Here is an 11843-nt window from a genome sequence, read left to right on the forward strand (position 1 = left end):
CGGCGCGACCGGTCATTTGAGGAAACCGGATGAAGACCCTTTACGGCATCCAATATCTGCGCGCCTTTGCGGCCATTGCTGTGGTCGTGTTCCACGCAGCTGAAAAGTCGGGCGAGCCTTTCATGATCGGCGCAGCCGGCGTGGACGTGTTCTTCGTCATCAGCGGGTTCATCATGTGGGTGATCAGCGAGCGCCGGCCGATGACCCCGCAGGGGTTCCTGCTCGACCGCTTTCGCCGGATCGCACCGTCCTATTGGCTGGTCACGGCGATCATGATCGCCGGTGCCCTGGCCGGGCTGTTTCCCAATCTGCAACTGACGGCATCGCACATCGCCGCGTCGCTTTTCTTCATTCCGGCGCATTCGCCGAGCGATGACCAGATCTGGCCGGTGCTGGTGCAGGGGTGGACGCTGAATTTCGAGATTTTCTTCTACGTGCTGTTTGCCGGTGCGCTGTTCCTGCCGCGCAAGTGGCGGCTGCTTTTTCTTTCTGCGCTGTTCGGCGGCTTCTTCCTGGCCGGGCAAATGCTGCATCCGACAACGCCGGCGCTCTACACCTATACGCGGCCAATCATTCTCGAATTCCTCGGTGGGGTCTTCCTGGCCGAGCTCTGGCTGCGCCGGTGGATTATCGGCACCAGCATGGGGCTTGCCTGTGTCGGCGCTTCGCTGGCCGGCTTTGCCGCGATCCATGTCACGGGTGCGGCCTTCAACGCCGGCATCTGCGGGCCGCTCGCGATGGTGCTGGTCTACGGCATGGTGTCGCTGGAAGCGGACGGGAGCATCGGGCGTGTGCCGGTGCTGACCTATCTCGGCGGTGCCTCCTATTCGATCTACCTCTGGCACACCTTCGCTGTCTCGGTCGTCGTCAAGGCAGGCGAGATGATCGGCATGTCTCCGGTGATGATCACGTTCACGTCTGTCATATCAGGCGTGATCCTTGGCTGCATCGCCTATGAGATGATCGAGACGCCGATGAAGAAGACCTTCTCCGGCGCACGCTCGAAGCAGGGGGCGCTGGCGCGCCGTCCTTCATGACGAGGCTTCGGCCGGCGGTGCCTCTGCGCCGGGTGTTCCGGTTTCGGCGGGCTGGGCGACCTTCTTCCGGCGCGAGCGCAACACGACATAGAAAACGGGTGTCAGGAAAAGACCGAAGAACGTTACGCCGAGCATCCCTGAGAAAACGGCCGTCCCGAGTGATTGGCGCATTTCGGCGCCGGGGCCGGTGGCGATTGCGAGCGGCAGCACGCCGAAGATAAAGGCGAATGCCGTCATCAGGATCGGGCGCAGGCGTAGATGGCTGGCCTCGACGGCGGCCTCCACCGGCGACTTGCCTTCCTCCTCCGCCTGTCGCGCAAACTCGACGATCAGGATGGCGTTCTTGGCGGCGAGGCCGATCAGCACGATCAGGCCGATCTGGGTGAGCACGTTGTTGTCCATGCCCCGCAGCCAGACGCCGATCAGCGCGGCCAGGACTGCGAGCGGGACGATCAGGATGATCGCCAGCGGCAGCACCCAGCTTTCATATTGGGCGGCCAGCGCCAGGAAGACGAAGATGACCGAGAGCGCGAAGATATAGATCGCCGTGTTGCCGGTGTGGGTTTCCTGATAGGCGAGTTCCGTCCACTCGAAGCTGGTGCCGGGCGGCAGGATCTTGGTTGCCAGCGCCTCCATCTTCTTGATGGCATCGCCGGTCGATGTGCCGGGCGTCGGATTGCCCTGCAGCGGCACCGAGACATACATGTTGTAGCGCTGGACCAGCGCCGGACCGCTGGAATCCTGGATATCCATCAGCGTGCCGAGCGGCACCAGCGCGCCGGTGGCGGAGCGGACCTTCAGCGCCAGAATATCCTCGCGGTCCATGCGGTATTGCCGGTCTGCCTGGGCGCGCACCTGGTAGACGCGGCCGAAGGCGTTGAAATCGTTGACGTAGGCGACGCCGAGATTGATCGACAGGGCATTGAAGATGTTGGGGATGGGCACGTTGAGGAAGCGTGCCTTGTCGCGGTCGATTGCCAGGAAGTATTGCGGGCTGGCATCCGAGAAGGTGGTGAAGACGCCGGTCAGGCCCTCGGTCGTGGCGGCGGCACCCATCATCTCTCGGGCGAGGCCGAGCACGCGGGTCATGTCAGGATTTTCCTGGTCGAGGATCTGCATCTTGAAGCCGCCGGAATTGCCGACGCCGCGCACCGATGGTGGCGGGATGGCAATGATGAAGGCTTCCTGGATGCTCTGCAGCTTGCCGAACAGCTGGCCGATGATCTTGTTGGCGGTCTCGCCGCCTTCCTCGCGTTCGGCAAAAGACTTGAAGGGCACGAAGACGACGCCGGCATTCGACGCATTGGTGAAGGTCGCGCCGCTGAAACCGGCGAACTGGACGGCATTGCCGACACCGGGAACCGTGCGGGCAATGTTACCCACCTGCTTGACCACGGCGTCCGTGCGGGCCAGCGAGGCGCCGTCCGGCAGCTGGATGACGATGATGGCGTAGCCCTGGTCCATGGTCGGGATGAAGCCCTGCGGGACCTTGTTGGCCATAAAATATGTAGCGCCGAGCAAGGCGGCGAAAACCAGAAGCGAGGCGGTGAGGCCGATCCAGCTGCTGACCAGATGGCGGATGATCCAGGAATAGCCGGAACTCAGCCGGTCGAAGCCGTGATTGAAGCCGTCGGCCAGCGTTTTGCCGAAGCGCGAGGCGATGTTGGTGGGCTTGGCTTCATGGTCGTGGGGTTTTAGCAGGATGCCGGCGAGTGCCGGCGATAGCGTCAGCGAATTCAGCGCCGAGATGGCTGTGGTCACCGAGATGGTGACGGCGAACTGCTTGTAGAACTGGCCGGAAATGCCGGGAATGAAGGCGGTGGGGACGAAGACCGCGATCAGCACCAGCGAAATGGCAATAACGGCGGTGCCGACCTCGTCCATCGTCACATGCGCCGCTTGTTTCGGCGTCATGCCGCGCGCCAGGTTTCGCTCGACGTTTTCGACCACGACGATGGCATCGTCGACGACGATCCCGATTGCCAGCACCAGGCCGAACAGGGTCAGCATGTTGAGCGAGAAGCCGAAGGCCAGCAGCACGGCAAAGGTGCCGATCAGCGATACCGGTATGGCGATGATCGGGATGAGGGCGGTGCGCCAGGATTGCAGGAAGACGAGAACGACGATGGCGACCAGGATCGCCGCTTCGGCGATGGTCCGGTAGACCTCGGAGATCGAGTCGGCGATGAACTCGGTGGTGTCGTAGACGATCCGATATTCCAGTCCCTCGGGGAAGGTCTGCGAGATGTCCTTCATGATCCCCTGGATCTGATGGGCGGTGTCGAGCGCATTGGTTCCCGGGCGGGCGAAGATGCCGAGCGCCACGGCGGGGTCGTTGTTGAGATAGCTGTTGGTGACGTAATCCTGCGCGCCGAGCTCGATGCGGGCGACGTCCTGCAACTGCACGAGACGGCCCGATGTCGTCGACTTGACGATGACGTAGCGGAACTCGCGGACGTCGGAGAAGCGGCCGTCGGTTCGGACCGTGTATTCGAAGGCATTCTTGCCGGTGACCGGCGGTGCGCCGATCTTGCCGCCGGAGACCTGGACGTTCTGGTCCCTGAGGGCGGCGACCACATCGTCGGAGGTCATTTCGTAGGCCGAGAGCTTTTCCGGATCGAGCCAGATGCGCATCGAATATTGCCGCTCGCCGAAGATCTGTACGTCGCCGACGCCATCGAGGCGGACGAGGACGTCGCGGATGCGGTTGCGGGCGTAGTTGGAGACGTAGAGCTGGTCATAGCGGTGCGACGGCGACAGGAGATGGACGACCATCATCAGGTCGGGCGAGCTCTTGTCGGTGGTGACGCCGAGCCGCTGCACTTCCTCGGGAAGACGGGGCAGGGCGATGGAGACGCGGTTCTGGACGAGGACCTGCACCTTGTCGAGATCTGTGCCGAGCTTGAAGGTGATGGTCAGCGACATCGCGCCATCGGCGCTGGAGTAGGAGGACATGTAGAGCATGTCCTCGACGCCATTGATCTGCTGTTCGAGCGGCGTCGAGACGGTGTCGGCGATGGTTTGCGGGTCGGCGCCCGGATAGGAGGTGCGCACGACGATCGTCGGCGGCGCGATCTCCGGATATTGCGAGACCGGCAGTTGCGTGTAGGCGATGCTGCCGACGACGAGCAGCACGATCGAGATGACCGCCGCGAAGATCGGGCGGTCGACGAAGAAATGAGCAAATCTCATTGTCCGCTCTCCGTTCCGGCCGATTCAGGTGGCGTATCTCGCCGTTCCTGCGGCAGTTCGGTCATCTGCGGGGTGATGGTTGCGCCGGGGCGGGCGCGCATCAGGCCGTTGACGATCAGCGTTTCTGTGCCGTCCAGCCCCTCGCGGATGACGCGGTAGCCGTAGAGCCGCGGGCCGGGGCGTACCGCCTTGGTGGAGACCTTGCCATCGGCGCCGACGACGAAGACGACGCGTTCGTTCTGGTCTGAGCCGATTGCCTCGTCGGGCACGAGGATCGCCTTGTAGGTGTTGGATGCCGCGACCTGGATACGGCCGAACAGGCCGGGTTGCAGCACGAGATCGGGATTGGCGAAGCGGGCGCGGATGCGGATTGTGCCGCTCTGGTTGTCGATGCGGTTTTCGGCGAAGTCGAGCTTGCCGGTGAAGGGTTTGGCGGTCGGATCGCTGATGGTGACGGAGACATTCACCCCGCCGCCGCCCAGCTGCAGATCCTTGCCCTGCTTGCGGGCGGTATCGGCGAAATTCAGCAGGCGGCGTTCATCGACGTCGAAATAGAAGTCGATCGGATCGAGCGAAACGATGGTCGTCAGGATCGATTGATCGGCCTGGACCAGATTGCCGACGGAGATCAGCCGGCGATCGATGCGGCCGCTCAAGGGAGCGGTGATCCTGGTGTATTCCATGTCGAGTGCCGCCCGGTCGGCGGTCGCCTGGGCGCCGCGGACGTTGGCCTGCGCCGTAATCCACTCGCGCCTGCGGTCGTCGAGGGTGGAGACCGACTGGCTGCCGTTGGTGGCGAGGCTTTCGGCACGGTTGAACTGGGCTTCGGCATAGGTCTGCGTGGATTTCGCCACTTCCAGCGCGGCGTTCGCCTCGTTCAGCGCGGTGACGAAGGGCCGTTGGTCGATGACGAAGAGAAGATCGCCCTGTTTGACCAGTGCGCCGTCGGTGAAGTGCACTTCCTGCAGGTAGCCGCCGACGCGCGAGCGCACCGAGACCTCGTCCACGGCCTCGAAACGGCCAATGAACTCGTCGTTGTCGATGACATCACGAATAACGGGTTTGGCTACGGTGACCGGCGGAGGGGGCGGGGCGGCTGCCTGCTGGGCATTGGCGGTGAGGGGAATGAGGACGATGCTGCCAAGGGCCAGCAGGTGTCGAAGCGAGAAAGGCATGGCGGCTCCCATTCGGGCGGCCGAAATGCACCGCCATGACTATGCTGAAAGAATGCTGTTCATGTCAGACGGTCTTCGAACGAAAAGGTCTCGTTCGCCTATGCTCAATGCTGTCCCGCAATGACGGCGGTGGACGCCGTTCACGACTTGCATGCTGTCAAGGTCGATTGGCCGGAGACATCGCTCCCCGGTAAGCCTCTGGATTTCCATATAAACGGGTGACGCGCGAAATTGCAAATGCCGATGGGTTGAAACCGCCGGCACCGATGTAATCTGGGAGCGTATGGCCAGATCCGAAAAATCACATGGAAATCGGCTCGCTTTTCCTTAGCCGGGTGGTGCGACAATTTGGCCGCAGTTGCGGAATCTGAAACAAGACCCCTTGTGCAACGCACAAGCTCAATATATCTGAGCATATTATAAGCGTGCTTATGATTGGCGCAGTTATCAATGAACAGCAATCCCACCCTCGGCTTCCTTTTGCACGACGTCGCACGTCTGCTTCGAAAACGCTTCGAGCAGCGGGCGAAGTGCCTTGGGCTGACGCGGTCGCAATGGCAGACGCTGGCGTATCTCTCCAACAATGAGGGAATTCACCAAGGCGGGCTGGCGGACATGCTGGACATCGAGCCGATCACGCTTGTCCGTATTCTCGACAGGCTGGCCGAACGCGGCCTGATCGAGCGCCGCCAGCACCCGACGGATCGTCGGGTCTGGCTGCTCTACATGCGCGAGGAAGCCCATCCGCTTTTGGCGGAAATGCGCGACCTCGGCGATGCGACGCGCGGTGAAGCCCTGGGAGCTGTGTCCGCTGAGGAGCGGGAACAACTGTTCGAGGTTCTATCCCAAATGAAAACCAACCTAGTGCAGGCCTGCCGGACCCCCCTGGCATTGGCCGAGAATGAGACCGATCATGGCTGACAAATCCCCCCTGCGCGTCGTTGCAGACGCAAATGCCAAGAACCCAATAGACGAAAACAACGTTTCCCCCCGCGAGGAAACGGTCGGCGAGGCGCCTTCATCCAATTCAGCGCCCGTCACCGCAGTGGCTGCGCCTGGCGACACCAAGGTCCGTCGCCGGCGCAGCTTAACGCGCCCGGTGCTGTTCGCGCTGCTGCCTGTCGCGCTTGTCGTCGGCGGATATTACTACGTCAATGGCGGTCAGGTGATGTCGACGGACAATGCCTATATGCAGGCCGACATGGTCGGGCTGACGACCGACGTTTCGGGCATCGTCGATCAGATCAACGTTCATGAGAACGAGTCGGTCAAGAAGGGCCAGGTGCTCTTCAGCCTCAGCCAGGATGCGTTCAAGATCGCGCTCGATGGCGCCGAGGCGCAGATGGGGGCGGTGCGCAACCAGATCCTCAACGTGAAGGCCAGCTATCAGCAGTCGCTTGCCGAGATCACGCAGGCCGAGGCTGACATCCCCTACTACCAGACAGAGTTCGATCGCCAGCAGAACCTGCTGAACAGCTCTGCGGCGACCCGCACAGCCTATGATCAGGCCAAGCACAATCTCGATGCCGGCCATCAGAAGGTCGCTGTCGCCAAGGCAGAGGCTGCGGCCACATTGGCGCAGCTCGGCGGCAATGCCGATCAGCCTGTCGAGGCCAATCCGCTCTACCTCGAAGCTAAGGCCAAGGTCGATGATGCGCAGCGTCAGCTCGATCACAGCGTCGTCAAGGCGCCGTTCGATGGCATTGCCACCAATGTCAACGCGCTGCAGCCGGGCTCCTATCTCGAAGCCGCGACGCAGGCATTCTCGCTGGTTTCGAACAACAATCTCTGGATTGCCGCCAGCCCGAAGGAAACCGAGCTGACCTACGTCAAGCCCGGCCAGTCCGTGACCATCTATGTCGATACCTATCCGGGTGTTGCCTGGAAGGGCAAGGTCGAGAGCATCAGCCCGGCATCCGGTTCCAGCTTCTCGCTGCTGCCGGCGCAGAATACGACGGGCAACTGGGTGAAGGTGGTGCAGCGCATTCCGATGCGGGTAAGCATCGAGGATACGGCCGGCAAGCCGCCGCTTCGCGTCGGCATGAGCACGGTCGTCGATGTCGATACCGGCCATGCCCGCGGTCTTCCTGATTTCATCTCCAAGCTGATGGGCCGCTCGGGCGGCAAGGATCATGAGTAACGCTTCCTCCGCTCCGGTCACACCGGTTGCCAATCGCGGCATGATCACGGCCTGCGTCATCCTGGCCGTCATCATGCAGGCGCTGGACACGACGATCGCCAACGTGGCACTGCCCTATATCCAGGGCAGCGTCTCGGCGAGCGCCGACCAGATCAACTGGGTTCTGACATCCTATATCGTTGCGGCCGCGATCATGACGCCGCCATCGGGTTTCCTCGCGGCCAAGTTCGGCCGCAAGAACGTGCTGCTGACGGCGATCATCGGCTTCGTGGTCGCGTCCGTGCTTTGCGGCCTGGCGCAATCGCTGAACCAGATCGTCGCCTTTCGCCTGATGCAGGGCCTGTTCGGCGCCGCGCTGGTGCCTCTGTCGCAGGGCATTCTTCTGGACATCTATACCGCTGAAGAGCGCGGCTCGGCGATGGCGCTGTTCGGCGTCTCGGTGATGGTCGGGCCCGTGCTCGGCCCCGTCATCGGCGGCTGGCTGACGGACAATATCAGCTGGCGCTGGGTGTTCTACATCAACATCCCGATCGGGGCGCTCGCCTTTGCCGGTATCGTCATCTACGTGACGGAGACGAAACGCGATGCGCTGGCGAAGCTCGACTGGTTCGGCTTCGGGATGATGAGTTTGGGCATCGCGTCGCTGCAGCTCTTCCTCGACCGCGGCGAGCAGCTCAACTGGTTCGCATCGGGCGAGATCATCATCGAGGCGGTCATCTGCGCATCGGCATTCTATCTCCTCATCGTGCACACGCTGACGGCGGAGAAATCCTTCGTCAATCCGAAGCTGTTTCTCGATCGGAATTTTGCCGTCAGCATGATCTTCATCTTCGTGATCGGCATCACCTATCTCGCTTCGCTGGCGCTGATGACGCCCTACCTGCAAACGCTGATGGGCTATCCCGTCATCACCGCCGGTATCGTCATGGGGCCTCGCGGCATGGGGACGATGCTGTGCATGTTCATCGTCGGCCGGTTGATCGGCAAGGTCGATACACGGCTTCTGCTGGTGCTCGGCCTCGGCCTGACGGCATGGGCGATGTACGACATGACCGGCTGGACGCCCGATGTGTCGCAGTGGACGATCATCTCCGTCGGCTTCGTTCAGGGTGCCGGGCTCGGCTTCCTATTCGTGCCGCTGACGACGATCGCCTTCTCGACGCTGCCGGCAGAGATGCGCGGTGATGGAACCGGTCTCTACAATCTGTCGCGAAACATCGGCTCCAGCGTCGGCATTTCGATCGTTTCGGCGCTGCTGGTCGAAAACGCGCAGGTGAACCACGAGAACATCGCCGCCTACGTGACGCCCTTCAACCATGCCTTCGATGCCGCTGCGGCGCAGGGGATGAGCCCGTTCACGGCAGTCGGTCGTGCGGCACTGAACGAGGTGATCACGCTGCAGTCGACGATCATCGCCTATATCGACGATTTCAAGCTGCTGATGATCATGTCGCTCGCGGTCATTCCGCTGGCACTGCTGCTGCGCAAGCCGAAGGTGGCGCCTGTCATGGACCACAGCGCCGTGATGGAATGATCAGCGGAACGGTTTGCTGAGATAACGAGACCCGAGAATGCCGAAGCGCCATGGTGCTTCGGCATTTTTCGTGATGCCGATCCGCTTGCCCGTGACGAGCTCGGGCGGCGTGGCCGGCGTGAGCGAAAACGGCTCGCGGTCGAGCAGTCGGTCGTTCAGGGCGATGCCGATATCCAGCGCCTGGCAGAGTTTTCCCGGGCCGCTGCAGAGCTGGGTCAGGCTGTCGGTGCCACGGCGTTCGGTCATCGCAGCGGTTCCGATCTCCGGTTCGATTGCCCGGATCAGCACGGCCGAACCCGGGGTGCAGACGAAGTTGAGGCACCAGTGCATGCCGTAGATGCGGTAGATGTAGACGTTGCCGGGTTGGCCGAACATCGCGCCGTTGCGTCGGGTCGGGCCGCGAAAGGCGTGCGAGGCTTCGTCGTCGGGGAAGTAGGCTTCGGTCTCGGCAATGCGTCCACCGATGCCATCAGCGAGGAAGAGGCAGCCGAGCAGATCGCGGGCGACCGCAATGGCGTCGCGCTCGAAGAAGCGTGTCAGGCTTTCGCCCGCAAGCGGTGCCGTGGCAGTTTCGCTATCGATGTCGATCATCTCGGCCTATCGGCCTGCCTTGGGATCGTGCAGCGGGAGCGAGGGGTTGGTGACGGACACCGGATCGCTGGCCGGGAAGGTGTCCTCAAGGCCCTCGTCCAGTTCCTCTTCCAGCGTCGCCGCATCCTTGCTGTGCGGACCGTCGCCGGCGGAATTTTCCAGCGCTGTTGTCAACAAATGGCGCGCATGTGACAGGGCGGTGTCTCGGGTCAGGCCCGGTGTGGCGACGTTATAGAGCGTGACGGAGATGCCGTTGCCTGCCTTGTCGCCGAATTCGACGACGAAACCGCCGTCTCTGGCATTCACTCTGATGTCGGTGATGGTCATGGTCTGCTTCCCTGATGAGCGGTTGAAGACGTCGAACTCGTTTGACTATGTTTGCCTTGCGAAGACCGTCGTCAACCAGTCGATGAAAACCCGCACGCGTGGCGATAGCTGGCGGCTCTTCGGATAAAGCAGCGAGACCGGCGTCGGCGTTAGCGGGTACTCCGAAAGAATGTGGACGAGTTCGCCCGATTGTAAGTAGCGTTCTATATGATAGCGCGGCACCTGGATGATGCCGAGGCCGAGGAGGGCGGCAGCATGAAAACTCTCGGCGGCATTGACCGAGAGGGTGGCCGTCAGCGTGACGTTGCGGATCTGGCCATTCACCATGAACTCCAGCGGGATCAGGCTACCTGATGCGCTCGATTGAAAGCCGACCATGCGGTGGCCGTCCAACCTGTCCGGATGTTCCGGCATTCCGTGTTTCTCGAGATAGGCGGGTGAGGCGAGGGTGACTTCCTCGAGCATTGCCAGCCTGCGGGCGACCATGTCGCTGTCACCAGGCGTGCCGACGCGGAGCACGCAGTCGATGCCTTCGCGAACCAGATCCACCAGCCGATCACCCTCGCTCATGTAAAGCTCGATCTCGGGGTAGGTTTCCAGAAATGACGGCAGGTTCGGAAGCACGAAGTGGCGCGCCAGCGTGCCGTGGACATCGACCCGCAGCATGCCTTTCGGCTTGGCGCCGGCGAATGCACCCTCTGCATCCTCGATATCGGCGAGGATCGACAGGCAGCGGCGATAGTAGGCCTCGCCATCGAGCGTCGGGCTGACATGGCGCGTCGTGCGCTGCAGCAGACGAACCCCAAGGCGGGCTTCGAGCTGTTTCACCGCATCGGTGACCGTCGAGCGCGGCAGGCCGGTGTCTTCAGCGGCGGCGGTGAAGCTGCGGCGCTCCACGACGCGGGAAAACACCCGCATGGCATCAAACCTGTCCATCTGTTTGTTCGCGATCCCCGGATAGTGTTGGCGAATAATGGATGATTATCCGCCAAGAGAAAAGGCGCATCTGTTGCTCACCCCACAACGCGCTGCGGCGCAGATGACTTAGGAGAACGACAATGGCCGATTCAGACAACAAGGTTGCGCTCATCACCGGCGCTTCCAGAGGCATTGGTGCTGCGATTGCCGAGCGTCTGGCCAAGGATGGCTTCACCGTCGTCATCAACTATTCCGGCAATGCGGCGCCGGCCGAGCAACTGGCTGCCAGAATCGAGCAGGCTGGCGGCAAGGCGTTGACGGCCAAGGCCGATGTCAGCGATGCCGACGCGGTTCGCCGGATGTTCGACGCGGCCGAAGCCGCCTTTGGCGGTGTTGATGTGCTCGTCAACAATGCCGGGATCATGATGCTGTCGTCACTTGCCGATGCCGACGATGCCAATTTCGACCGGCAGATCAGCGTCAATCTGAAGGGCACCTTCAACACGCTGCGCGAGGCCGGCAAGCGGTTGCGCGATGGTGGCCGGATCATCAACTTCTCGACCTCTGTGGTCGGTCTCAAGCTCGAGACCTATGGTGTCTACGCTGCCACCAAGGCGGCTGTCGAAACGATGACCGCGATCATGTCGAAGGAAATGCGCGGCCGCCGCATCACCGTCAACGCGGTGGCGCCGGGACCAACCGCGACCGATCTTTTTCTCACCGGCAAGTCCGACGAACTGGTTGCCCGGATGGCGAAGATGAACCCGCTCGAACGCCTCGCCACGCCAGAGGATATCGCGGCTTCGGTGTCGTTCCTGGCGGGACCGGATGGTGGCTGGATCAACGGCCAGGTGCTGCGCGCCAATGGCGGCATCGTCTGATTCTGAAAATTGCGCGGCGGGAAAGTGCTCGCCGCGCAGCCTGCTAAG

The 11843-nt window shown here is 62.3% G+C and carries 10 protein-coding genes; 5 read left to right on the plus strand and 5 right to left on the minus strand.

Features of this window, described 5'->3' with window-relative positions; genetic code table 11:
- Positions 1-29 precede the first annotated feature (29 nt).
- A complete protein-coding gene (locus GVL52_RS19720) occupies positions 30-1037 on the plus strand; it encodes an acyltransferase (protein ID WP_160010268.1) in 1008 nt (335 codons plus the stop codon).
- On the opposite strand, the gene GVL52_RS19725 is transcribed toward GVL52_RS19720, so the two are convergent.
- Positions 1032-4229: an efflux RND transporter permease subunit gene (locus tag GVL52_RS19725; protein WP_160010270.1), complete on the minus strand. Its 3198-nt coding sequence runs from the start codon at positions 4227-4229 to the stop codon at positions 1032-1034. The two genes, GVL52_RS19720 and GVL52_RS19725, sit on opposite strands and share 6 nt — an antisense overlap.
- Positions 4226-5404, minus strand: a complete 1179-nt coding sequence (locus GVL52_RS19730) for an efflux RND transporter periplasmic adaptor subunit (RefSeq protein ID WP_160010272.1) — start codon at positions 5402-5404, stop codon at positions 4226-4228. The genes GVL52_RS19725 and GVL52_RS19730 overlap by 4 nt, the downstream gene beginning before the upstream one ends.
- 450 nt (positions 5405-5854) lie before the next feature.
- Here GVL52_RS19730 and GVL52_RS19735 point away from each other — a divergent pair, with 450 nt between their 5' ends.
- The 3 genes from GVL52_RS19735 to GVL52_RS19745 are packed head-to-tail and all read left to right on the plus strand — an operon-like array spanning position 5855 to position 9078.
- Positions 5855-6325 carry a MarR family winged helix-turn-helix transcriptional regulator gene (locus tag GVL52_RS19735; protein WP_160010274.1) on the plus strand — a complete coding sequence of 157 codons (471 nt, stop codon included), beginning with the start codon at positions 5855-5857 and terminating at the stop codon, positions 6323-6325.
- Positions 6318-7544 carry an HlyD family secretion protein gene (locus GVL52_RS19740; RefSeq protein ID WP_160010276.1) on the plus strand — a complete coding sequence of 409 codons (1227 nt, stop codon included), beginning with the start codon at positions 6318-6320 and terminating at the stop codon, positions 7542-7544. The genes GVL52_RS19735 and GVL52_RS19740 overlap by 8 nt, the downstream gene beginning before the upstream one ends.
- Entirely contained in the window at positions 7537-9078 is a 1542-nt protein-coding gene (locus GVL52_RS19745) for a DHA2 family efflux MFS transporter permease subunit (protein WP_160010278.1), read from the plus strand. Before GVL52_RS19740 ends, GVL52_RS19745 begins: the two co-directional genes overlap by 8 nt.
- On the opposite strand, the gene GVL52_RS19750 is transcribed toward GVL52_RS19745, so the two are convergent.
- The 3 genes from GVL52_RS19750 to GVL52_RS19760 are packed head-to-tail and all read right to left on the minus strand — an operon-like array spanning position 9079 to position 10932.
- A complete protein-coding gene (locus tag GVL52_RS19750; RefSeq protein WP_160010280.1) occupies positions 9079-9669 on the minus strand; it encodes a DNA-3-methyladenine glycosylase in 591 nt (196 codons plus the stop codon).
- Positions 9670-9675: 6 nt separating this feature from the next.
- On the minus strand, positions 9676-9996 hold the full coding sequence (locus GVL52_RS19755) for a hypothetical protein (RefSeq protein ID WP_160010282.1): 321 nt from the start codon (positions 9994-9996) through the stop codon (positions 9676-9678).
- A gap of 45 nt (positions 9997-10041) precedes the next feature.
- A complete protein-coding gene (locus GVL52_RS19760; RefSeq protein WP_160010284.1) occupies positions 10042-10932 on the minus strand; it encodes a LysR family transcriptional regulator in 891 nt (296 codons plus the stop codon).
- A 122-nt stretch (positions 10933-11054) separates the two neighbouring features.
- Here GVL52_RS19760 and GVL52_RS19765 point away from each other — a divergent pair, with 122 nt between their 5' ends.
- Positions 11055-11795 (plus strand): SDR family oxidoreductase, encoded by a 741-nt coding sequence (locus GVL52_RS19765; RefSeq protein WP_160010286.1) that lies wholly within the window; start codon positions 11055-11057, stop codon positions 11793-11795.
- The last annotated feature ends 48 nt before the right edge of the window (positions 11796-11843 follow it).

This window comes from Rhizobium sp. 18055 (assembly GCF_902706285.1).
In the GTDB taxonomy this organism is placed as follows: Bacteria; Pseudomonadota; Alphaproteobacteria; order Rhizobiales; family Rhizobiaceae; genus Rhizobium.

What these genes read in the sequence shown, in the direction of transcription:
- GVL52_RS19720 (WP_160010268.1), top strand. Translation starts at nt 30, where the DNA reads ATGAAGACCCTTTACGGCATCCAATATCTGCGCGCCTTTGCGGCCATT.
- GVL52_RS19725 (WP_160010270.1), bottom strand. Translation starts at nt 4,229, where the DNA reads ATGAGATTTGCTCATTTCTTCGTCGACCGCCCGATCTTCGCGGCGGTC.
- GVL52_RS19730 (WP_160010272.1), bottom strand. Translation starts at nt 5,404, where the DNA reads ATGCCTTTCTCGCTTCGACACCTGCTGGCCCTTGGCAGCATCGTCCTC.
- GVL52_RS19735 (WP_160010274.1), top strand. Translation starts at nt 5,855, where the DNA reads ATGAACAGCAATCCCACCCTCGGCTTCCTTTTGCACGACGTCGCACGT.
- GVL52_RS19740 (WP_160010276.1), top strand. Translation starts at nt 6,318, where the DNA reads ATGGCTGACAAATCCCCCCTGCGCGTCGTTGCAGACGCAAATGCCAAG.
- GVL52_RS19745 (WP_160010278.1), top strand. Translation starts at nt 7,537, where the DNA reads ATGAGTAACGCTTCCTCCGCTCCGGTCACACCGGTTGCCAATCGCGGC.
- GVL52_RS19750 (WP_160010280.1), bottom strand. Translation starts at nt 9,669, where the DNA reads ATGATCGACATCGATAGCGAAACTGCCACGGCACCGCTTGCGGGCGAA.
- GVL52_RS19755 (WP_160010282.1), bottom strand. Translation starts at nt 9,996, where the DNA reads ATGACCATCACCGACATCAGAGTGAATGCCAGAGACGGCGGTTTCGTC.
- GVL52_RS19760 (WP_160010284.1), bottom strand. Translation starts at nt 10,932, where the DNA reads ATGGACAGGTTTGATGCCATGCGGGTGTTTTCCCGCGTCGTGGAGCGC.
- GVL52_RS19765 (WP_160010286.1), top strand. Translation starts at nt 11,055, where the DNA reads ATGGCCGATTCAGACAACAAGGTTGCGCTCATCACCGGCGCTTCCAGA.